The sequence below is a fragment of the Cyclobacterium lianum genome, assembly GCF_900143075.1.
GTDB classification, from domain to species: domain Bacteria; phylum Bacteroidota; class Bacteroidia; order Cytophagales; family Cyclobacteriaceae; genus Cyclobacterium; species Cyclobacterium lianum.
In genome coordinates this window covers 36,047-58,893 of record NZ_FRCY01000004.1, presented here as the reverse complement: position 1 = coordinate 58,893, position 22,847 = coordinate 36,047, and the positions used below count along the sequence as shown (strand labels likewise).

The following is a 22,847-nucleotide window of genomic DNA, read 5'->3' as shown; positions in this document are numbered from 1 at the left end:
TTAAATTGTCGTTTATACCAAATTGATTAGCATTAACAACCCAAAAAGCTGAATATGTTTAAAGACTTAAATAGAGATTTACCTGCCAGTATCGTTGTATTTTTTGTAGCCCTTCCCTTATGTCTGGGCATAGCCCTTGCCTCCGGTGCCCCGCTTTTCTCTGGCATTATCGCGGGAATTATTGGCGGAATAGTGGTAGGAATAGCCAGCGGATCTCCGTTGGGGGTGAGTGGTCCAGCAGCAGGGCTGGCTGTTATCGTTTTTAATGCCATCGAGGAATTGGGGGGAAATTGGGAGCTTTTTCTGGTCGCTGTAGTCATCGGTGGCGCAATACAGCTTATACTGGGATTTGCCAAAGCGGGATTTATTGCCTATTTCTTTCCTACATCTGTGATTAAAGGGATGTTAACCGGGATCGGTTTGCTGATCATTTTAAAACAAATTCCCCATGCGCTGGGATGGGACAAAGATGTGCTGGGAGATTTTGCATTTCATCAGATCGATGGAGAAAATACTTTTTCGGAGATCATAAAAGCATTCCAAAATATCACTCCGGGTGCCTTATTGATCACTGTTATTTCCCTGGCCATTTTGATGCTTTGGGAAATGGTATTGACAAAAAAACATAAGATATTTCAGTTGTTACAAGGACCTATCGTGGTGGTGTTGGTTGGTATATTGATTCACTTTCTTTACCAAAGCGGCATTTTAAATTTTTCTTTGAACAGCACTCAGGTGGTCAATCTACCTGTCCCCGAAAACGCCAGCGATTTTCTTGGCCAATTTACATTTCCTGATTTTTCCGCAGTGGCGATGCCGGAAATATGGAGAATTGGGGTTATCATAGCAGTGGTAGCAAGTTTAGAAACGCTTTTATGCGTAGAAGCAACAGACAAACTGGATCCTCAAAAAAGGGTAACACCGACAAACAGAGAGCTGAAAGCACAAGGTCTGGGCAATACCATCTCAGGTTTGATAGGGGGATTGCCTATTACTCAGGTTATTGTCAGAAGTTCCACCAATATCGCATTCGGCGGGAGAACAAAAATGTCAGCCATTATACATGGGTTCTTTCTGCTAATCAGTGCCATTACGATTGCCAATGTGCTGAACATGATTCCTTTGGCCAGTCTGGCGGCCATATTGTTTTTGGTCGGTTATAAATTGGCAAAGCCTTCCCTTTTTAAAGAGATGTATTCACTGGGAAGAGAACAGTTTGCCCCTTTTATAGTAACGGTATTGGCCATTTTGCTTACAGACTTGTTGCAAGGTATTGCTGCTGGTATGGTCGTCGGTGGTTTCTTTACACTGTATCATAGCTACCGAAATTCTCACCATATGAAAGAAGTCGTCTCTGATGAACAAGGGACCAAAGTTTACCATTTGATTCTGGCAGAAGAAGTTTCTTTTTTTAATAAAGCAAGTGTAATCAGGGATCTGGACAAAATACCTCCCGGATCTAAGGTAGTTATTGACTGCTCAAAATCGGTTTCTATTTCTTATGATGTAATAGAAATCATCAAAAACTTTGAGGTAAATGCGAAAATGAAGGATATTACTGTGGAAAAAATCAACTTCAAGGATCCAGTAATTAATTGATTTTAAGCATATATCCTCATTTTTCTGCTTAGGATATCAATAAATAAACTGAAAATATGGTATAAAAAAATATTCCAAATAGTGGTGCAATTTCCTAGCTTTAATAGCTTAAATGAATAGCGTAAAATCGAAGGTAGTTGAGCAGTTTGAATTGAATCTTTAACCATTTTTCGCGGCCATGGATTGATGCCTTCGCTGTTACTGTATTTCTTTCAACTCATAAATATAATAACACTGGTATTCCTTTTCTGACTCATGTATTTCGGCCTGGTCCGCATAGTGCAGGTAACGGTCATTGCCCAAACCCAATTTAAGGCTTCCCGGCTTTTGCCATTGTATCGGTTTCCCGATTCGTTTGCCGGATTTTATGGGGTAATAATAGGTTTTCCTACTCGCCCTTACTGCCTCCATCTCTTCTCTGCTGAGACCCGCATGGTTATTTTCCGGATCAACACCCGTTTTGTATTCCACAATAAATGAATCGCCCTGCCCGGCAATATGCGTAAAACTGCCACCCAGCAAAATATCCTTTCCATAGGCATTAAATGCCACTTTGCCGGCTTCTGCCATGGGCATGCGGACAAGCTGGTCTGGTTGCTGCCGTTCTAAACGGACCTTATTGGCCAAATTCAGGTTGGTGTCAAACTGAAAAAGGATAGAATCGGCGGGAAGGATTAGGGACAGTACTTCCGAATGCCTATCAGAAAAAAATACGGGTTTATCCTTTCTGGGATAAAAATAACCCCGTTTGAAAATGCTGCTATCGTCTATCTTCCCCCCTTTCACCACAGCCCCGTCTGCCGGATTGACCAAATGAAAATAATTCAGGGTATCGAAATAATCGACGGGATATTTATCTAAAAGGCGGTCACTGAGGTTGGCTATTCCGTGAGGAACATTGTCCAGGCTGAAGGAATTGAAATTGTCCAGGGGAGCATGAATCATTCTCACCATGGTTTCTTGTTCAAAAGGAAATTTTCGGAGCTGTTGCAGGTCTAAATCATATATAAAAATTTCCTGATCGCTGATAAACATGAGCTCATCACCGACAAAGCCGGCCCGGTGAAGCACCATACCGAAGGCATTGGGCCCTTCGCTCAATACTTCTTCGGCCCGGACCTCCCCTTTGCTATCGATCAGAAAATACCTGCCTTCCAACCCCTGAGTTACCATCAGATAAAGTTCCTTGCCAGCATGATAGTCCAGAATACGAAGGGTCTGTAATTCATCAAAAACCAGGGAATCTACGAGAACAAACTCCAATTCGGTCTGCTCATGGTGTTCTTCCCGGGAAGTGCTACATGAGATGAGACCTGAAAAAAGGATAGCCAGGAAAAGCAGGGAGCGATAATTCATCTGTTTTTATTTAAAACTAATTATTTAAAATGAAGATGTCAACTTTTTCTCCCATTTGGTTTCAAAGGTTCTCGTCTTTTCAACAAACCCGTCGTCGGTAGATCAAACTTTTTAAAAACAAATAAATCGGGATGACGACAGGTTTTTTGCATTATATGGGAATATGAACTTTTCACTATTTAAAGGATAATGGTGAGCTATAGGTTATTTATGGTATTTAAGCTTGTTTCTATTGTACTTTTGGCCCCGATTCGCTGCGCTACTCGGGACAGGCTTTGATCAAAAAGTACCAAAAAATCAAGACAAAAAAATCCTTCCCCCCACATACCTCCCGCACCCTCCCGAAAAAATCGGGACAGGCTCGGTTTTTTGTCGGGCCTGCGCACTTTGCGTATATGAAAGTAAACATTTGATTTGTATTAATTTTTTCGTTAATTCCCTTTATAAAAAAGAGAATTAACACCTTATCGGTAGCCCTGCGAAGCAATCTGAATCATCTTTTTTGAATAAGCCGCTTTTCGCTATTTTAAAATTTGCAAGAATACTTTCCTCCTATCCTATTTTTCTTGGTAAATTCGAATAATAAAACTAATTTTTGCATTAATTATTTTTCATTGTTTCCAAAAACATGACCCAAGCAGATATCAAGAATCTGGAGAAAGAACTCTGGGACGCTGCCGATGAACTCCGGGGCAACTCCAAACTCACCGCAGCCGAATACAAAGACCCTCTATTGGGATTGGTGCTTTTACGCTTTGCTCAGAACCGCTATGAAGATGCCAAGATCCAGGTGGAGAAGAACCTGCCCATCAATCCCAGAACCGGAGAAAAGCGAGCTGCCACCAAAGATGATTATGCCGCAGCAGGAGCCATCCTGCTGCCTGAAAAAGCCAAATACGAGTACCTGGTGGCACTTCCTGAAAGCGAAGATATTGCGGAAGCCATCAACAATGCCATGAAGCTGATCGAAGCGGAATACCCGGATCTGGCCGGTATCCTTCCGAAAAGCTATCAGGAGTTTGATGCAAAGCTGCTGCGGGACCTGGTGCGGGTGTTTAATGCGGATGCGGTGCGCAATGCCAAAGGTGATGTATTCGGTCGCATCTATGAGTTCTTCCTGATGAAGTTCTCCATGCAAGGGGCCGGTGCCCAGGAAGGCGGAGAATTCTTTACCCCTCCTTCTTTGGTAAACCTGATCATCCACTTTATCCAGCCCAATCAGGGCATTATCCACGATCCCGCTTGTGGTTCGGGGGGCATGTTTGTGCAGACGGCCCATTTTATCAAAGACCATGACCCGAACAGAAGCGTCAATGAAGCCATTACGGTCTATGGCACCGAACTGAAAAGCAACAATGCCAAGCTGGCAAAGATGAACCTGGCCATTCATGGAATCGAAGGAAAGATCCTGGAGAGCAACAGCTTCTATACCAACCCCTTCCAACTTACTGGAAAGTGTGATTTTGTGATGGCCAATCCGCCCTTCAATGTGGACCGGGTGGATGCCAAAAACAAATTCCTGACCGAAGACGATCGCCTGCCTTTCGGCGCTCCACTCACCGGAAAGGGCACGATCGGGAACGGAAACTACCTCTGGGCGCAGTATTTCTATTCCTACCTGAACGAAACGGGAAGAGCAGGCTTTGTCATGGCCTCTTCCGCTACAGATGCTGGCAATGCAGAAAAACTGATCCGCCAAAAGCTGATAGAGACCGGGCATGTGGAGTGCATCGTTTCGGTGGGTAACAACTTCTTTTACACCCGAAGCCTGCCTTGCCATCTCTGGTTTTACAACAAGGGCAAGAAGCCGGAAAACAAAAACAAAATCCTGATGATCGATGCCCGGAAGGTGTACCGCAAGGTAACGACTACCATCAACGATTTTTCCGAGGAGCATATGTTTGGGCTCACGGCTATCATGAATTTATTTAGAGGTGACCCGGCAGATCACGGAATGGAGCATGTCACCGGGAGCGAAGTCGAAGGGTGGTTCAAGGAACACTTCCCCGATGGCCAATACCAGGACGTAGAAGGCCTCTGCAAGGTGGTGGATCTGGAAGAAGTGATTGCGCAGGATTACAGCCTGACGCCTGGCCGCTATGTGGGAGTAAGTATAGAGCTGGATATGGACTTTGACTTTAAAGGTCGAATGAAGGAAATTCATGCGGAACTGGCTTCATTGAATAGCGAAGCGAATGATTTGATGGCTAAAATTCAATCTATTGAGATATGAAATTGAAGCTTGAGGATCATTGTGATTTCATTAACGGTGGGAGCTGGACAGCAGATGAATACTCCTCAACCGGATTTCCTGTATTAAAAGTGTCCAACTTTGATAAGAATTCTATTTCGTTTGAAGATCTTAGCTATTTACAAGTAGAAAGCTATCCAAAATATACAAGAAATAAACTTGATCTACATGACATTGTGATAGCCACTGTTGGTTCTCACCCATCTGTAGTAAATTCAGCAGCAGGTAGAGTTATAACTATTCCAAAAAGCGGAAAAGGTCTGCTTTTAAATCAAAATGCTGTTTGCCTTAAAACCAAAAATCCTAATTTGATAGATCAGAGATACTTAGGATACCTCTGCAAATCACAAGTTTTTCAGCATTTTATTCAACAAAGAGGCAAGGGTGCTGCAAATCAGATGAGGATACCAATTAGTGGGATTAAGAGTTTTGAATTTAATTTTCCAGGCATTGAATCCCAACGCAAAATAGCCGCTATCCTTTCGGCCTATGATGACCTGATCGAAAAGAACCTTAGGCGTATCCAACTCCTGGAAGAAAAAGCCCAACTCACCTATGAGGAGTGGATTGTCCGCATGAAATTCCCCGGGCATGAAAGTACGCCTATCAATAAGGAGACGGGGTTGCCGGAGGGGTGGGAGAAAGTATTTCTAAAGGATATTGTAAAATTTCAAATGGGCTACTCCTTCAAGTCTGAAGACTTTAATAGTGAAGGTAGAGGTAAGAAAATAGTGAGAATAAGAAATATCCCATCCTCTTCAAGTAGTGACTTTACCTCAGAAATTGTTGATAATAAATACATTGTAAATAAGGGTGATTTGTTAGTTGGAATGGATGGTGAATTTTATATCAACAATTGGTATGATAAACTAGCTTATTTAGTTCAGCGAGTTTGTAATATTCAACCCCTGAACCGGAAACATTTAGCTTTTGTCACTGAATCAATCAGAACACCAATTAGAATTCTTCAGAACTCTATTGATGGTGCAACTGTGGCTCATTTAGGCAAGAAACATCTTGACACAATTGAAATTATTTTACCCTCAAATGAAAAATATTTTCAATTATTCGAAGACCTCTTACTGGCTAAAATCAACATATCAAATCAAAACCAACTTCTCAACGAAGCCCGGGATATCCTTCTCCCTCGCTTGATGACTGGGATGATTGATGTCGATGCTTTGGACCTTTCGGCTTTTGAGCAAGAGGATCAGGAGGAAATGCTGATGGCGGCGGAGGCGGAGGTGAGATATAATTCAAAAAAATAAAATTTATTTTAATTATGGATAAAGAAAGAGTTCAAAAACTAGCTGAACGCCTCAAAATATATGAGGAAAAACTGGAAGACGATATTGACTATGAGATGTCCGAGGAAATGCAAGAGGAGTACTTTTTATTGAAAGAAGAATTCCATGAACTTGACAGTTTAATGATGAACTATGACAAATCACTTAAATTAACTTTTAATAGACTAAGTGAAGAATACGAAAACCCTGATTCTATTAAGGATAGTACATTAGATATGATGTTCCCGGAATCAAACCGGGAATTCGACCTAGATGACATGGATTTTGATTGAACTTAGGCGATGAGAGTTTTTTTTGGAAAAATTTCAGACAAAATAGATGTCGATCAAATTGAGAACGGATATTATTCAGCAAACCGTGATTCCGACTGGTTTAACGGAATAGAAATTGGTGATTTCTCTTTCATAGTGGGTGGAGGAAAAATTCAATTATGGAAAGCACGAGAATGGATAAAAACCGAAGAGGGTGCGGAAAGGTTAGACTTTGAAATAATCTTTAACAATCTTAATATTTCAGTTAATGAGCTAAAAGCATTCAAGTTCTTCGAACTAAATATTGATTTAATTGTAAAATCAACTAGGTCAACCGCAAAGTCTTCCAAAGCATTCTTTCAAATTACATGTGAAAAGGACCTAACCGAAAAACGATTATGTTCTTTAGATACCTATTCCGATACTGAGAACTTCCGAAAGATTGTAACACTTGGTCCTAATAATACACCAACACCTGATTCATATGATATCCAGCTCCAAATTATTGATGGAAAGCTAGTACTTCATCCAATCAAAAACGTAGATGAAAAGTTAAAGGAGATCTTTAGGAACAATTTTAGCTTTATAGGAAGTGGAAGAAAAAACAAAGATAAAACCTTATCAAAGGTCAAAGAAAATATCCATAAAAATGCAGAATTAGACATTTCCTTAATCGAGTTTTATGATGCATTTATGACTGATTACGGACATAAATCAAAAAAAACAAATTATTGGGTAGTAAACGGTTTTGATTTGGATAAAATTTCTTACGATATCCAAAACAATGTCTTCATCATGCAATTCCAATACGGGTCTCAAAAAACCAATAGTGTCACAAAACAATTAAAATCAGCCAGCAAAATAAAGGAAGGAGACAAGGTCTTGCTATATAACAGTAATAAGTTCTATGCACACGGTACTTTTAACCGTACGAAAACCTACCCTAATGCAACAGAATTAAATTTGAATGATCAGATAAATAAAAATACAACAAATAAAAAAGAGGATTTTATCATTTACTCCGATGCTGAATGCTATTTCGAAAATTTAATGGCTAACAACGGATTTGAAGGTGAGTGGGGCCAAAGACTCTCCATACACAAATGGATGGATTTAAAAAAAGAGGGTATTCAAGTAAAAGGATTAGCTCAAAATACTGTAAACTCAGTTAATATGGACACAATCAAAAAGCTTAAAGATGAAACTTTTTTCAATAATGTAACCGAAAGACTACGTGGTGAAAACGAAAAAAATGCTACAAACACCAGAAATAATGAAATCTACTTTTCACATCCCTCAAACCAAATACTTTTCGGTCCTCCTGGTACTGGAAAGACTTACAATACGATCAATGAAGCACTTCGAATCGTCGGAGTAAAGATTGATGGATTAACTAGATCAGAACTCAAAAAAGAGTTTGACAAATGCTTACAAACAGGGCAAATTGTTTTTACCACTTTCCATCAGAGTATGAGTTATGAAGACTTCATTGAAGGGATCAAACCAAACTTGGATGATGGGGATATAGATGAAGAAAACGGAACTGAAATAGAGTATGTAATTAAACCTGGAATTTTTAAACAATTAGCAGAAAGAGCAAAAATCGATTTGGCTAGCCAGGATTCATTTGATGAATTGTGGGGAGAATTTTACAAGTATCTGATAAGTCAAAGAGAAGTTGAATTTACTTCTGTAACAAGTGAGTTAAAACTGGAACCATCCGAATCTAAGGAAGAAAGACTGGGTGTTCGATTTAAGAAGTCTTACGACTCGGAAGCTCCAGAAGGTAAGAAGGTCTTTTTTGTGTCCAAAAACATAATCCAAAAATTATTTAATAACCAGATTGATGGAAGCTCGTTAAATGCCAGGCAAGAAATAAGATCTTTTGTCGGAGGGGGGAGAGCAACCACCTATTTTGCAGTTTATAAGTCCTTCTATAACTACTTAACTACTAATAAGAAGCTTTTAACTAAGAAGCAGAATTATGTCCTAATCATTGATGAGATTAACCGGGGCAATGTATCCCAGATTTTCGGGGAGCTGATTACCTTAATTGAAAAGGATAAGCGATTAGGCAAAGACGAGGAACTGAAAGTGACCCTCCCATATAGCAAAGAAAAATTTGGAGTTCCTGCCAATCTCTACATCATCGGCACCATGAATACGGCAGATCGAAGTGTGGAGGCTTTGGATACCGCCCTACGGCGTCGATTTAGCTTTACTGAGATGCCGCCCATTTATGAACTGGACGAACTTAACTACGAATATGCCGGAGTGAAAGGATCAGACATACTAAAAACCATCAATCGGAGAATCGAAAAACTATTGGATAGAGATCATTTGATCGGACATTCGTTTTTTCTTCTTGGGAAAGATGAAGAGCCTGAAGCCAAGCTGATCCAATCTTTTTACCAAAACCTCCTACCGCTATTGCAGGAATACTTCTATGGGGATTATGCTAAAATCGGTGCTGTGCTTGGAAACGGCTTCGTCCTAAAACAAGATGATTTTAAGCAAACCGAGTTTGCATCAGGCTTTAATTCAGAGGTTGACGGTGAAAGAGACATCTATCAAATTATCGACTATAGAGAAGGTCGGCCTGGACACCACTATAAGCAGCCAAGCATGACCTTTGAAAAGGCTATCAAACAGCTCATGAATCTACCAACTGAATAAGAAATTGGCGGACAATAGGGAACATATTCAGGTTTTTGAACACCAATCCATTTTTCTGAATCAGAAATTTGAAGATGGGGTTGTGTTCGAAAAGGATAAGCTCGACAGTCTGATCAAATTCTTTGATAAAGGCTCTCCCTATTTTTCGCTGATTCGAAATGGAATTCGCTTTAATGAATATGTGGGAGCCCTGCAGGTAGGTAAACTCTTGATCAGTGTGCTTCCTAAAGCAGATAAATACCAGCAAGATACCACCGATGAAAAAACCAGGTGGAATACCATTCTGGTAGATATGCTTCGGGCTGTCCATGGCTTTGAAGTAAAGGCTCCAAGCAGTTCTCAGCTTAAAATTAAAAACAACACCGTACTGGATTTATACTTCGAAATATTTGTTTCTGAAGTAGAGGCCCTTCTCCATAGAGGGCTGGTAAAAAAGTACCGGCAAACAGAAGGTAATTTGACTGCACTGAAAGGCAGCATCCGTTTTAGTCAGCATATCAGTAAAAACGCTATCCATAAAGAACGATTTTACACCCGGCACAGCACCTACGATGTAGCGCATATACTCCATATCATTCTATATCGCACCCTGCTTTTGCTCAAGCGAATCAACACCAATTCGGCACTTACCGGGCGAATCAACGCCTTGACATTAAGCTTTCCCGAAATGCCGGATCGAAAGGTAACCCAGGTGGATTTTGATAAGTTAGTCCTGAACAGGAAAACGCAAGATTATCATAAAGCCATTGAAATTGCACGGCTTATCCTCCTCCACTTCCATCCTGATTTGAGTAGCGGACGCAATGATGTGCTTGCATTGATGTTTGATATGAATGCCTTGTGGGAGCAATTCGTTTTAGCCAGCCTGAAAAAAGATCATAACCTCATCACAAGGGGTCAGGAAAGCAAATCTTTTTGGCAGCCTAAGGGCGGAAGCAAGCGAAGCATTAGGCCGGACATCACGATTGAAAAAGGAAAAGAAAAATACGTCATCGATACCAAGTGGAAGCTGATTTCCAACGAACCTTCAATGGATGATTTACGGCAGATGTATGCGTATCATCATTATTTTAGTGCAAGGAAGGTCGCCCTTTTGTATCCTGGTGGCCATCCACATATCCATGGTTCATTTGTTCAGATAGACCCTAAAGTATCAGAATCGAGGATGGACTGCGGGCTTTTATTTAGCCAATTCGAAACTACAGTAAAAGATTGGCAGTCGAATATTGGTAAAATGATTCATTTATGGGCAAATTAATTTTTTTCAAATGAGCTACGAATACTCAGAAGACGGATTGATCGAAGAAGCCACCCAACAGGTGCTGGAAGAGCTGGGTTGGCAGGTAGTCACTGCCTGGAAGAAGGAGAAATTCGGCGAAGAGGGGCTTTTGGGCAGAGATAACAAGTCAGAAGTAATCCTGACCCGATACCTCAAGCAGGCCTTGATTAAATTGAACCCGAGCTTACCTCCTCTGGCCTACGAACAAGCCATCGAGCAAATCGCCCAGAAAGTAGCTGACCAGTCAGCCGGAAAGGTAAACAAAGAAAAATATGAACTGCTGAAAAATGGCGTCCCTGTCAGCTATACCAATGACAAGGGAGAATTAATCAAAAAGAAACTCAAGGTTTTCGATTTTACCGATTACTCATCCAATCAGTTCCTGGCGGTACGTCAGTTTGAGGTACTTGGAGAGCTGTACCTGAGACGACCGGATGTCATCTGCTTTGTCAATGGGATCCCATTGGTATTTATGGAGCTCAAAGCCCACCTGCATGACCTGCAAAACGCCTACAATGATAACCTGAAGGACTACAAGGATACCATACCGCACGTTTTTGACTGCAACGCCTTTATCATTCTCAGTAATGGCACCGATGCCAAGGTAGGCACCCTCACAAGCCCGTATAAGTACTTCCTGGACTGGAAAAGGATCGAAGAAAACGAAGAAGGGCTGGTTAGCCTGGACAGCATGCTTCGAGGAACCTGCGGTCCTCATCGCCTCATGGACATCTTTGAAAACTTCTTGCTTTTTGATGAATCAAGAGGGGATGTAATGAAGCTCATGGCCAAAAACCACCAGTACATTGGGGTGAACAAAGTCATAGCCAATGTACACAACATCGAGCAACTGAATGGTAAATTGGGTGTGTTTTGGCATACCCAGGGCAGTGGCAAATCCTACTCCATGGTATTTCTTTGCGAGAAGATCCATAGAAAGCTGGGAGGCTCCTACACCTTTCTGATTGCCGTAGACAGGCAGGAATTGGAGAATCAATTGTACGATACTTTCTCAGGGGTTGGGGTAGTCCATGATAAGTCCATTGTTGCCGGAAACAAATCAGGTATGACTGGCCGGGAACATTTGAGAGAGCTCCTGGCGCAAAACCACAAGTATGTATTCAGTCTGATCCATAAGTTTTCGATCGACCCGGAGAAAGAGAGCGCCTATCCATTGATCACCGAAAGGAAGAATATCATCGTGATTTCGGACGAAGCGCACCGAACACAAGGTGGCACCTATGCCCGAAACATGCGTTTCCATGGCCTACCCAATGCCTCCTTTCTCGGATTTACCGGGACGCCCATCATCAAGGATGAGGAAGAGTTGACGAAAAATATTTTTGGTGAATATGTCTCCGTGTATGACTTCAAACGGGCCATAGACGATGAAGCCACGCTCCCACTGAAATACATCAACCGTGGAGAAAAATTGAATATCGAAAATCCCAAGCTGGATGAGCAGATGGCTGAAATCCTGGAAGACGAGCGCCTTGAGGATGATCAGAAAAGAAAGCTCACTTACCTGTTCCAGAAAAACTACCCGATCCTGACTGCTGAGCCCAGATTGGACGCCATTGCCAAAGATCTGGTCTGGCACTTCAACGAGAGAGGCTATCAGGGTAAAGCGATGTTTGTGGCCCTGGACAAACCTACGGCTGTTAGGATGCACCAGCTGGTGATGAAATACTGGCCGGAATACCTGGCTGAACTACAAGCGCAAATCGAGTCCTCCAATGACCCTCAGGAAGCGCAAGAACTCCATAGAAAGTATGAAAAGGTACAATCCACGGAGGTATGCGTGGTCGTCAGCAGCGAGCAAAATGAAGTGGATAAATTCCGCAAAATGGACCTGGACATCGAATTCCACAGACGGAAAATGGTAGAGAGAAATCTGGAAAAAGAATTCAAAGACCCCGAAAACCCCTTTCGATTAGCCATCGTCTGTGCCATGTGGATTACCGGATTTGATGCCCAGTGTGTTTCTACCGTCTATCTGGACAAACCCATCAAAGGGCATACGCTGATGCAAACCATCGCCAGGGCCAACCGGGTCTATGATGACATGAAGGAAAATGGCTTGATTGTGGATTATGGCAACGTCTATGAGCAGCTGGAAAAGGCCTATTCTGTGTATGGAGAAGGAGGTAAAGGAAGCGGTACAGGTGGAATAGGCGGTCATGGTTCCGGCAAACCCGTAGAGGAATTAGCAAGTCTGGAAATAGAATTAAAAGAAGCCATCAGGAAAGTGGAAGATTATCTTCGCTCCCTCAATTTTCAGCTTTCGGACCTGATCAATGCCCAACCCATGCAAAAACTGGGAAAGATCAGAGAAGCAGGAGATTGTGTAAACCTGAATGAGACTACCCGGACCACCTTTGAGATGATGGCCAGGAATGTCTTTCGAAAATTTAAAGCCCTTTATCCGGAAGAGCAGGTCAAACCCTATGTTAAAAAATACAACGCAATAGCAGCCATTTATGGTCTTTTAAACCAAAAGACAAAAAGCGCCGATGTCATTGAAATTATGATGCAACTGCAGGAAGTGGTGAGTGGAAGTGTTTTATTGGAGGATCAGGTTGCCGATCCCAGAGAAGAAGTATATGTAGATCTAAGTAAGTTGGATTTCGACAAGCTGAAAGCAGCATTTCAAAAAGCCCCTCGGAAGAACACCATTGCCTATGACCTGCAGCAGGCGATAGAAAGAAAGCTGGAGCAAATGTTAAAGGAGAATCCATTGCGGCTGGAGTTTTACGAACGTTACAAAGAGATCATTGGCGAATACAATAATGGTAAATCAATGGAAAATACGGTGAGAGCCTTTAACAAGCTTTCGGACTTTTTGGCTTCGCTTTCAGAAGAAGAGCAAAGAGCTGTACGGGAAAACCTGGAAGACCAGGAAACATTGGCCGTTTTCGACCTCCTCCGGGAAGGAAAAGAACTCGGACCAACAGAAAAGAAAGCCGTCAAAAAAATCGCCCAACAAACACTCGACAAATTGAAAGCGGAAAAACTAAAAATCGATCGTTGGCGGGAAAGTAGGCAGATCACCGCCCAGGTGAAGGGGATGATCTATGACAATCTGCTTTGGCTACCACAAGAAGTTTATTCCGATGAAGAGGTCAGCCTGAAAACTGTCAGCGTCTACCAGCATATTTATACCAATTATTTCGGTGGAGGGAAGAGTGTTTATCAGAGGAGAGCTTAACAAAATTTGACTCAGCTTGAATTGTACCGGTGAATCATCATTCTAAACGCAGTAAATGAATTTACTTAAGTTTTTCATGTGCTGTCCATTGGTCCGAAAAACCTGCCAGTAGTGGAAATATTGATAATTTACAATTAAAAACGAAGCTTCCTTTTTATATTGTGCGCCATATTCAATGGCTTCAGACCAAGACCTTATATAAACCCATGTACCGAATCTCAATTTTTCTGTTCCTGCTCATATTTCACCATTCCTCCGGATTTTCCCAACCAACTTTCGAACCCAAAGATGGGGACCGGATTATTTATCTGGGTAATGCGCTGATGGAGAACGAGCAACATTATGGGTTTTTGGAGTACCTTATTACCAGCCGTCATCCGGAAAAGCACCTCTCCTTCAGGAACCTGGGCTGGTCCGGAGATACGGTCTTTGGTGATGCCAGGAGTTATTATACCAACCCTCCCTCAGCTTTTGACTTATTGATAAATCAGATCAAATCAAGCCAGGCCGATTGGGCAATTCTCGCTTACGGATCCATAGAAGCACAAAGTGGTCCGGAAAAACTAGGCGATTTTGAAAAGGGATTAACTCGTTTGCTGGATTCCCTGGAAGCAATAAATACCAAAGCTGTCTTGGTGTCTTCCATTCCCCAATTCCTGCATAATGAAGCAAAATCAGCCGATGGGTATGCCAAGGATCTCAGGTCCTACAACCAGCGCATGGCCCGAATCGCAGGAGAAAGAGGGCTATTATATCTGGATATTTTTGAGCGCTTTGAAATTGCAAAACAAGCAGATTTGTGGGAGCCAAATGGTATCCACCTGAACCAAAAAGGCTACCTGATGTTGGCCCGCACACTGGGAGAAAAAATGGGCTTGAAACCTCAGTCCACCGATATCCTTATCAATATCCGACAAAAATCATTAACAAGCGATAATGAAACTAAGGTATTGGATGGCGATTTTAAGTCAGGAAGGCTGGAATTTACTATAAATGGAAACCGCCTGCCGGAACTTACCTTTCCGGAACATTTCAAAGGCCCGAAAATCAGTATTCAGGGTTTGAAAAAAGGCTATTATCAACTATTTCTTGATGGAAAGCTGCTGGCGGTTGCCGATCAAAGTACCTGGGAAGAAGGGCTTAACCTGGACTTTTCACAGACTGGCAAACAATTGCTGGATCTGATCCGTGAGAAAGATCAGATTTATTTTCAGCAATACCGGCCACAAAACAGAACTTATATATTGGGTTTCCGCTCCTACGAACAAGGCAGGCACAAAGCGGGATTGCAATCTCTCGACGCGCTGATATTCTGGCTGGATGGTAAAATTAACCGCGGCAAAGACCCCGGAGAGCAACGTTTTACCCTGCTACCGCTGCCATAAGCCTCAGCCTTCGAAGGAGATAGATACGATCGAAATGGTATTCATTCTCCGGAGCAGTACGGGAAATGACTCCCATAATTTGAAGCAATGGCCCAACGAAGAAAAAAGGAAAATTACATACGAATTGAAGCTTATCCAATATGAAAAGTAACCGCCTGGTAGTTTCTATTTTCACACATTTGTCGAACATTTGTATAGGAGGAAAAAATCTTCTCCCTTTAGGTGTTCTTATCCTCTTGTTGCAAGTCAGCAGCACCAGGACACTGGCCCAGAATGCCTTGCGGGACATTCCATCACCCGATCCCCAAATTCAAAAGGACATGTTTCAGGTGGCAGAGGGGTTTGAAGTCAATCTTTTTGCATCCGATCCAGAAGTGGTCAAACCCATACAGATGAACTGGGATGCTGAAGGCAGATTATGGGTGGTCAGCAGTACCGCCTACCCTCACCTCCGTCCGGGAGAAACGGCTAATGACAAAATTATGGTATTGGAAGATACCAATGGGGATGGTAAATCGGATAAATCCACGGTTTTTGCTGAGGGCCTGATCACTCCTACCGGAATACTCCCCGGAGATGGAGGGGTATATGTTGCCAATTCTACTGAAATTTTACATTTAAAAGATACCAACGAAGATGGAAAGGCAGATGTTGAAGAAAAAATTCTTACCGGATTTGGAACCGGAGACACCCACCACCTGATCCATACATTCCGCTGGGGTCCGGACGGTTTGATGTATTTCAATCAATCCATCTATATCTACAGCCACGTAGAAACTCCCTGGGGCATTCGCCGGCTCGAAGGAGGCGGAGTATGGCAATATGACCCTCAAACTAAAAAGCTGGAAGTTTTTGCCAGGGGTCTGATCAATCCATGGGGCCTGCAATTTGACAAGTGGGGCAAGGCATTTTTAACAGACGGTGCCGGCACCGAAGGCATCAATTATGCCTTCCCGGGAGCAACCTTTGTGACCGCTCCTGGTGCTGAACGTGTTTTAAGAGGTTTAAACCCTGGTCAACCCAAACATAGTGGCTTGGATATCGTATCTGGTAATCACCTCCCCGAAAGCTGGCAGGGAAGCCTGATTACCAATGACTTCAGGGCCAACCGTGTCAACCGCTTTGTGGTTCAGGAAACTGCCAACGGTATGGTTTCTGCCCAGGCCGATGACCTCCTGTGGACGGATCATATTGGTTTCCGTCCGGTAGATATTCTGGTGGGCCCTGATGGGGCTATTTACATTGCAGATTGGTACAATCCCATCATCCAACACGGTGAGGTAGACTTCCACGATCCCAGAAGGGACCAGCAGCATGGCAGGATATGGAGACTTACGCAGACAGACCGGCCGCTCAGTAAAATTCAAAAACTGACCGGTAGGGATATCAGCCAATTGCTGTCTGCATTGAAGGCCCCTGACAATCATACCCGGATTCAAGCCCGGTTACTACTGAAAGAAAAGAATAAAAATTCTGTAGTGGCGGCTTTGGAAACATTTGTTCAGGATCTTGAAAAAGAAGATCCCGATTACGAACAACACCTGCTCGAAGCCCTGTGGACCTATCAGGCAATAGGTGAAGTCAATCCGCAGTTGTTAGAGGAATTGTTAGCGGCAACACATGCAGGCGCCAGGGCGGCAGCAGTCAGGGTATTGAGCAATTGGTATGGACTGCTTCCTGATGGCCACATGCTTCTGAAAAAAGCCGTGAGAGATGCAGATCCATTTGTGCGATTGGAATCGATTGTAGCTCTTGGAAATCATCCGGCACCCGGGTCAGCAGCCCTTGTCTTGCAGGCACTGGATCAGCCGATGAACGAGTTTCTTGACTTTGCCTTATGGCAGGCAATCAGAAAGCTGAAAGATCTCTGGCTACCGGAGGTATTGGCAGACCAGAGCTATCTGGGTAATGACGAAAAGACCGTGTTTGCACTAATGGCACTCAACGAGCGAAAAAGCACCGGAATACTGTTAGATTTTTTAATGACGGACAAAATCCCGGAAAGCTATGTTCCCAAAGCAGTGGACGCGATGGCAGCAAATGCTGATGCGCATATTGCTGATCAATTGTATCAAAAAGCATTGGCGGACCCAGAATACCGGACTGTTCTCCTCGACGCATTGATTCAGATAAAAATGCAGGCAGGAATCCAGCCCATCAACAGTATGGACCGGATCGGCCAGCTGTATCGGGATAGTAATCCAGCCGTCGTCAAAAGTGCACTAAACCTGGCAGGACTATGGAATCTTGAAACCCAACTGGATCCCATGGTGCGGTATGCACTGGAGGACAGCGGAGACCTCAGGATAGCTGCGATCCGGGCACTGGCAGCAATGGACAGTGAACGGGCAAAATCGATTTTGGTAGAATTGAGCAAGGATAACGCGGACAGATCGCGGCAGGTAATTGCCCTGTCACAATTGGCAAAAAGCAGGCCGGAAGCAGCGATTTCGATTACAACTGACCTTTGGAAAACCAGCGATTTGCCGGAAACTGAGATTTCGAGCCTTTTTGGTGGATTTTTAAGTTCCGAGACCGGGACTCAGGTATTGTATCAGGCGCTTATGGAGGAAAAGATCCCTGAAGACATAGCCAAGACCGGAAGGAAAGCCATGCAGCAGTACCTACCCTGGCACCGCCGCAACAATACGCTTTCTCAGAATCTGCGCAACGCGCTCGAAGCATCAGGCGGCGTATTGCCTCCTGAGCGCATGCCCCAGCAATTGACGCAGCAGCAGGTTTATGTGCTGGCGCAAGAGGTAAAAACCAAGGCAAACCCCGTCATGGGGGAAAGTATATACCGGAAGCAATCATTGATGTGTCAAAATTGTCATGCGCTGGGAGGCGCAGGCGGTAAGCTTGGCCCCGATCTGAGTGCTCTGGGTACCAGCCTTCCCATAGACAATATCATTGAGTCACTTATCGATCCTGCCGCCTCCGTAAAGGAAGGCTACGAGCTTCAGAAAGTAACCAAGGCTGATGGCAGCCTGATGATGGGCTACCTGGTCAGTGACGGGGCAAACGAACTGATCATGCGCGATATGGCTGGAAATGAAATTACTATTCCCAAAAGTCAGGTGGCTGCAAGAGAAAATGTTTCAGGTTCTCTTATGCCTCCCAGATTAACTGCGGGTTTGGAAAGGCAGGAGTTTATCGATCTCGTAGGATATTTATCGAAGCTAGGTACCTCAGGAAATTTCAGGGTACCTACCGCAAATTATGTGAGGCGCTGGGAAGCATTTTCTGCAATCGATACAGACTTGGATGATTCCGGACAATTATCGGAAGGGAAAAGTATTCAGTTATATAGTATGGTATCCGGAAGCCTGCCGGTTGCAGAATTGCCTGTACTTAAAAATAGATCCGGCAAGGAAATGGCGGTGCTTCAGTTTGAATTGGAACTATTAAGTGAAGGAAAGGTAGCATTGGAATTCAATGAAACAAAAGGCTTATCGGTTTGGTCTGCTGATCAAATGGCCAGCATTCAGGCCAATACAGCGCTATTGCAGCTTTCCAAAGGAAAGCACCTCATTCAGGTAAGCATTGATTTAGCAGCATTCAATCCTTCAGCACTACGGCTTAAGGTGACCGATCAGGGAAGTGCGCAAAGCAGGTTATAAGTTGGATTCAAAATCTACTTTAGCTTCCCTAAACAGATTAGATACAGCAATGAATTGGAATACCCAATTGCCTGGTGCTGAAATACGATGATTCCAATCCTATATTCCGGGTTTTTCCTGCCTCCATTCCAAACCGATGGAAGTTCTGGGAAGGAATCCCTCCCAGGTTTCATCCAGGGAATTTTGCGGTAAGTCCAGAAATCTGGATTGTTCTGCCATACCTTTTAGGTGGAGGTTCAGAAAAGCCGTAAGGAAGTGTTGGTTGATGTTATTGATCTTGCGCTCATCCCAGACAGGCTCTGCATAATGCATGTAATCGTCCTTGTTAAGATCCGGAGACAATGGAGGATTAGGTGCGACATTATGTCTGGCATTCAGATAAGTAAGCATGTACCTTTCTGTATTGATAGCCCCATCAAAAATGGCTTTCACCCCATTTTCATAACCAGAAATATCATCCTGATCCCCCGCAATGAATAAGGTGGGTATTTTCAGGTTTTGCAGACCGGGGGCGTCCCAGGCTCCCCGGGCCATTCCCCAGGGCGCAATGGCGACTATGGCCTTAACTCTGGGATCAACAGTGCTCTGATAGGAAGTATCGCTCATACTCCGCTCAGCCAGTTTTTGGCTCCCACTGGTCATTTGGGCAAAGGCGCTGACAAAACCAGGGGCATACCCGGCACCAGCGGCATTCAAAACCCCATATCCTCCCATAGAATAACCGACCAAAGCGGTATGCTCAGCGTCTACCATACCTGACAAAAAACTACCGGTATCTCTGTTGCCCAGCCTGTCCATTTCTTCCAGCACAAAGAGTTGATCCAGGGCCCGGTGGTACAAGGTACTGGCAAATTTTCCAGGATTTTCATGGGTGGATTCGGTATGGTGAATGGCCACTACCACATAGCCTTTTGATGCCAGATTTTCTGTGAGATAGGTCATCAGATACCTGGAACCCAGGTAACCATGTGAGACAATAACCAAAGGGAAGGGCCCCTCCTCATGCAGCGGATCAGCATCGGCCACAGCCCTCCCCGGAAAATTGAAGGGAGTTAAAGGACGTTTCTCATCATTCGGGGAGCCAAAATAGTCTGTGTATTGAACCGGCTGACCACCTGCTTCCTGCAGGGCCGGATACCATATCGCGAGGCTCAGTTTCCGGTCGTATTCTGGCTTACGGCCTTCCTCAAAATTTTGAATATCGGGTTGCTTTTTGTGGACAAGGTCAAGCGTTTGCATCCCCACCTGAAAACTACCCGGATGGGCAAGTTCCGGAGCATCGGGCAGTGGATCTCCGAAACGGAAGGTTTCATTTTGGCAATACGCTTCAGAAAAACCGCCTGAATAGAATAGGGCCAGGAAAAGGAGTAACAAAAAGGCAGGTATTTTTACGGATAGCAAAGCTAATATGGGATTTGATTGAAGATAGAATTATACATTAGTTACGGTCTTACAGGCAGTTGCAGAGATGCGCGATCAGCGAATTGTAAAATCGGCCGGTTTAGCGAGCGGCACACTGGGAAGAATCCACCTGGGCCCACAAGTCAGCTAAATGGAATACCGTGACGCAAATTAAGAAAATAAAGATTATGTTTGTCAGGAAAACAACGACAACAAAAAAAAATTGTCTTGAGCAAAAATCAGCCAATTCAGGACCTTTTCGGGAAAGCACAAATTAAAACCATCAGCCGCTCTATCTTCAGCAGTCCGGCCAAAGATATACCTGCCGGAATCGTTGTATTTCTCGTTGCCCTGCCCTTATGCCTGGGCATTGCTCTTGCCAGTGGTGCTCCATTGATTTCAGGGCTGATTTCCGGGATCATCGGGGGCATCGTCATAGGTCCAGTCAGCAAATCAGATGTGAGTGTCAGCGGGCCGGCAGCCAGCCTTTCGGCTGTAGTACTCATAGCGATCGACAAACTGGAGCATTTTGAAATTTTTCTATTGGCTTTATTTTTAGGTGGAATCCTGCAATTCGGACTGGGTATCTTGCGGGCCGGTCTGATAGCAGACTACATGCCAACCAATATCATAAAGGGTTTGCTGGCCGCTATCGGACTGATTCTCATTACCTCCCAGATCCCCTATGCGCTTGGTGTCAAAAAGGGTGTTGGAGAAGTGGATTATTACTCCTATTTGTCGTTGAATCCTCCTGATATTGATATTTTACTCGGGTCCTTTAGTCCGGGAGCTATATTGCTTTCGGTACTTTCCCTGGCCATCCTGATTTTCTGGGACAAGACCTTTTTGAAGAAAATAAGCTGGTACCACCATTTCTAGTGGTAGTCATATTGGGGGTACTTGTAAATATGATTTTTCAATTTACCCTTCCTTCCCTGCAACTCAAAGCGGATCAATTGGTAAATATTCCCAGGGTAGAAGGATGGTCATCTGTCATTACCTTTCCTGATTTCAATTATTTCTTTCACTTTCAGGTCTGGACCTATGCCTTCACCATTGCGGTAATTGCCTCTATTGCTTCCTTACTGGCAATAGAAGCAGCGGACAACCTTGACCCCCACAAGAGAAGAAGTCCTCCCAACCAGGAATTGGTCGCTCAGGGGATTGGCAATACCCTGGCAGGATTACTGGGCGGTATTCCCATTACTTCTGTCATCGTCAGGAGCTCGGTCAACATAGCTGCGGGTGCAGAAACAAAGCTGTCTACAATCATACATGGGGTATTGCTGGTGGCAAGTGTGTTTTTTCTCAGCAATGTCATCAACCTGATTCCCCTCGCCTCACTGGCCGCTATTTTATTGGTAGTAGGTTACAAACTTGCTTCGGTAAGCATTTTCAGGAGCATGTTTGGCAAGGGATGGTCACAATTTCTTCCCTTCGTGGTCACTACTGGTGCCATATTGTATACCGACGTACTTCTGGGAGTATTGATAGGAACCACAGTCAGCATTTTTTTCCTATTGCGGGGCAATTATTACAATCCCTTTTTCTATGAGGAAATCCACAAATCCGGCAAGCGGAAATCCATACGGCTGGAGCTTTCCAATGAAGTATCCTTTCTGAATAAGCCTGCGATAAAGCGGAAGCTCTGGAACATGCCGAAGCAGTCCAGGGTAGTCATCGATGCTACTTTCTCATCCTTTATAGACAGGGATGTGCTGGGTATACTGGACGATTATCAAAATACCTTTGCCCGGGAAAACGAGATTGAGGTGAGCATCATTGGACTGAAGGAAAACTACAAGCCCAATAGCGAAATTAACATCGCAGCGGCGGGTCCCGACATGGTCGCCTCAAAGCCCTCCGCTCCGCAGGAAATTCTGGAGGCACTGATGGAGGGAAACCAGAAGTATGTCGATGGAAATCTGGTTTCACGTCGCTTGAGAAACAAGGAGCTCATGGACTTTATCAGAGATGCCCCTATGGCCGTGGTAGTCAATTGCATCGATATGCGTGAGCCCCTCAACATGCTTTTAAATACTGGAATAGGAGATTTGATACCTGTTAAGGCTGCCGGTAACCTGCTTGACCCGCATTTGGTACATACGATTGCATTGGCATGCGGCTTTCAGGGGGCAAAATTGATACTCTTGCTGGGGCACAGTAAAAACAGGATTATCAGAAATGCCCTGGCCTGCCAAATGGAAAATTCAGGTGCAGATATTCACTATTTGCTCAGACCTGCAATGGCAGCGGGGCTGTTGGCCATACCAGATATACGGGAAGACAACCTGAATGCATGGACTGACAAAATCACGAAATTTAATCTGAATTACTCAAAAGATCTGATGCTAAACGAACACCCCAATTTACTAAAAAAGGTACAGGATGGACAGGTCGGCATAGCGACGGCCCTGCTGGATCGGAAAAACGGAGCCATCAGCATTTTGGACTCGACGATCAGGCCGAAAACCAAAAATCCGGCCGAAAATTGATTGGCTCCGCTCTCCGGTT

Annotated in this window: 13 protein-coding genes; 11 read left to right on the top strand and 2 right to left on the bottom strand. The window is 43.9% G+C overall.

Going from position 1 to position 22,847, the window contains the following annotated elements; translation table 11 throughout:
- Window positions 1-54 precede the first annotated feature (54 nt).
- Window positions 55-1,599: a SulP family inorganic anion transporter gene (locus BUB19_RS07120; RefSeq protein WP_073093866.1), complete on the top strand. Its 1,545-nt coding sequence runs from the start codon at window positions 55-57 to the stop codon at window positions 1,597-1,599.
- Window positions 1,600-1,797: 198 nt separating this feature from the next.
- On the opposite strand, the gene BUB19_RS07115 is transcribed toward BUB19_RS07120, so the two are convergent.
- Complete coding sequence (locus tag BUB19_RS07115; RefSeq protein ID WP_073093865.1) at window positions 1,798-2,955, bottom strand: hypothetical protein; 1,158 nt, start codon at window positions 2,953-2,955, stop codon at window positions 1,798-1,800.
- Between the two features lie 628 nt (window positions 2,956-3,583).
- Between BUB19_RS07115 and BUB19_RS07105 the strand changes: the two genes are divergently transcribed.
- The 8 genes from BUB19_RS07105 (at window position 3,584) to BUB19_RS07070 (ending at window position 18,932) form a co-directional block, all read left to right on the top strand.
- Complete coding sequence (locus BUB19_RS07105; protein ID WP_073093863.1) at window positions 3,584-5,188, top strand: type I restriction-modification system subunit M; 1,605 nt, start codon at window positions 3,584-3,586, stop codon at window positions 5,186-5,188.
- Window positions 5,185-6,474 (top strand): restriction endonuclease subunit S, encoded by a 1,290-nt coding sequence (locus tag BUB19_RS07100; RefSeq protein ID WP_073093862.1) that lies wholly within the window; start codon window positions 5,185-5,187, stop codon window positions 6,472-6,474. Before BUB19_RS07105 ends, BUB19_RS07100 begins: the two co-directional genes overlap by 4 nt.
- A 14-nt stretch (window positions 6,475-6,488) precedes the next feature.
- On the top strand, window positions 6,489-6,785 hold the full coding sequence (locus tag BUB19_RS07095; protein WP_073093861.1) for a hypothetical protein: 297 nt from the start codon (window positions 6,489-6,491) through the stop codon (window positions 6,783-6,785).
- 9 nt (window positions 6,786-6,794) lie between these two features.
- Window positions 6,795-9,440, top strand: a complete 2,646-nt coding sequence (locus BUB19_RS07090; RefSeq protein WP_073093860.1) for an McrB family protein — start codon at window positions 6,795-6,797, stop codon at window positions 9,438-9,440.
- Between the two features lie 4 nt (window positions 9,441-9,444).
- On the top strand, window positions 9,445-10,698 hold the full coding sequence (locus BUB19_RS07085; RefSeq protein ID WP_084097084.1) for an McrC family protein: 1,254 nt from the start codon (window positions 9,445-9,447) through the stop codon (window positions 10,696-10,698).
- Window positions 10,699-10,708: 10 nt separating this feature from the next.
- The gene (locus BUB19_RS07080) at window positions 10,709-13,927 is read left to right on the top strand and encodes a type I restriction endonuclease subunit R (protein WP_073093859.1); all 3,219 of its coding nucleotides are present in this window, start codon (window positions 10,709-10,711) and stop codon (window positions 13,925-13,927) included.
- A gap of 206 nt (window positions 13,928-14,133) precedes the next feature.
- Window positions 14,134-15,312 (top strand): GDSL-type esterase/lipase family protein, encoded by a 1,179-nt coding sequence (locus BUB19_RS07075; protein ID WP_073093858.1) that lies wholly within the window; start codon window positions 14,134-14,136, stop codon window positions 15,310-15,312.
- A 140-nt stretch (window positions 15,313-15,452) separates the two neighbouring features.
- A complete protein-coding gene (locus BUB19_RS07070) occupies window positions 15,453-18,932 on the top strand; it encodes a PVC-type heme-binding CxxCH protein (protein ID WP_084097082.1) in 3,480 nt (1,159 codons plus the stop codon).
- A 99-nt stretch (window positions 18,933-19,031) separates the two neighbouring features.
- Here BUB19_RS07070 and BUB19_RS07065 read toward each other — a convergent pair whose 3' ends face one another.
- Complete coding sequence (locus BUB19_RS07065; RefSeq protein WP_245802793.1) at window positions 19,032-20,306, bottom strand: alpha/beta hydrolase family protein; 1,275 nt, start codon at window positions 20,304-20,306, stop codon at window positions 19,032-19,034.
- A gap of 255 nt (window positions 20,307-20,561) precedes the next feature.
- Here BUB19_RS07065 and BUB19_RS24645 point away from each other — a divergent pair, with 255 nt between their 5' ends.
- Window positions 20,562-21,212 (top strand): SulP family inorganic anion transporter, encoded by a 651-nt coding sequence (locus BUB19_RS24645; protein WP_262485830.1) that lies wholly within the window; start codon window positions 20,562-20,564, stop codon window positions 21,210-21,212.
- A gap of 29 nt (window positions 21,213-21,241) precedes the next feature.
- Window positions 21,242-22,828 (top strand): SulP family inorganic anion transporter, encoded by a 1,587-nt coding sequence (locus BUB19_RS24640; RefSeq protein WP_262485829.1) that lies wholly within the window; start codon window positions 21,242-21,244, stop codon window positions 22,826-22,828.
- The last annotated feature ends 19 nt before the right edge of the window (window positions 22,829-22,847 follow it).

What these genes read in the sequence shown, in the direction of transcription:
- BUB19_RS07095 (WP_073093861.1), top strand. Translation starts at nt 6,489, where the DNA reads ATGGATAAAGAAAGAGTTCAAAAACTAGCTGAACGCCTCAAAATATAT.
- BUB19_RS07080 (WP_073093859.1), top strand. Translation starts at nt 10,709, where the DNA reads ATGAGCTACGAATACTCAGAAGACGGATTGATCGAAGAAGCCACCCAA.
- BUB19_RS07090 (WP_073093860.1), top strand. Translation starts at nt 6,795, where the DNA reads ATGAGAGTTTTTTTTGGAAAAATTTCAGACAAAATAGATGTCGATCAA.
- BUB19_RS07070 (WP_084097082.1), top strand. Translation starts at nt 15,453, where the DNA reads ATGAAAAGTAACCGCCTGGTAGTTTCTATTTTCACACATTTGTCGAAC.
- BUB19_RS07075 (WP_073093858.1), top strand. Translation starts at nt 14,134, where the DNA reads ATGTACCGAATCTCAATTTTTCTGTTCCTGCTCATATTTCACCATTCC.
- BUB19_RS07120 (WP_073093866.1), top strand. Translation starts at nt 55, where the DNA reads ATGTTTAAAGACTTAAATAGAGATTTACCTGCCAGTATCGTTGTATTT.
- BUB19_RS24640 (WP_262485829.1), top strand. Translation starts at nt 21,242, where the DNA reads ATGATTTTTCAATTTACCCTTCCTTCCCTGCAACTCAAAGCGGATCAA.
- BUB19_RS07105 (WP_073093863.1), top strand. Translation starts at nt 3,584, where the DNA reads ATGACCCAAGCAGATATCAAGAATCTGGAGAAAGAACTCTGGGACGCT.
- BUB19_RS07115 (WP_073093865.1), bottom strand. Translation starts at nt 2,955, where the DNA reads ATGAATTATCGCTCCCTGCTTTTCCTGGCTATCCTTTTTTCAGGTCTC.
- BUB19_RS07100 (WP_073093862.1), top strand. Translation starts at nt 5,185, where the DNA reads ATGAAATTGAAGCTTGAGGATCATTGTGATTTCATTAACGGTGGGAGC.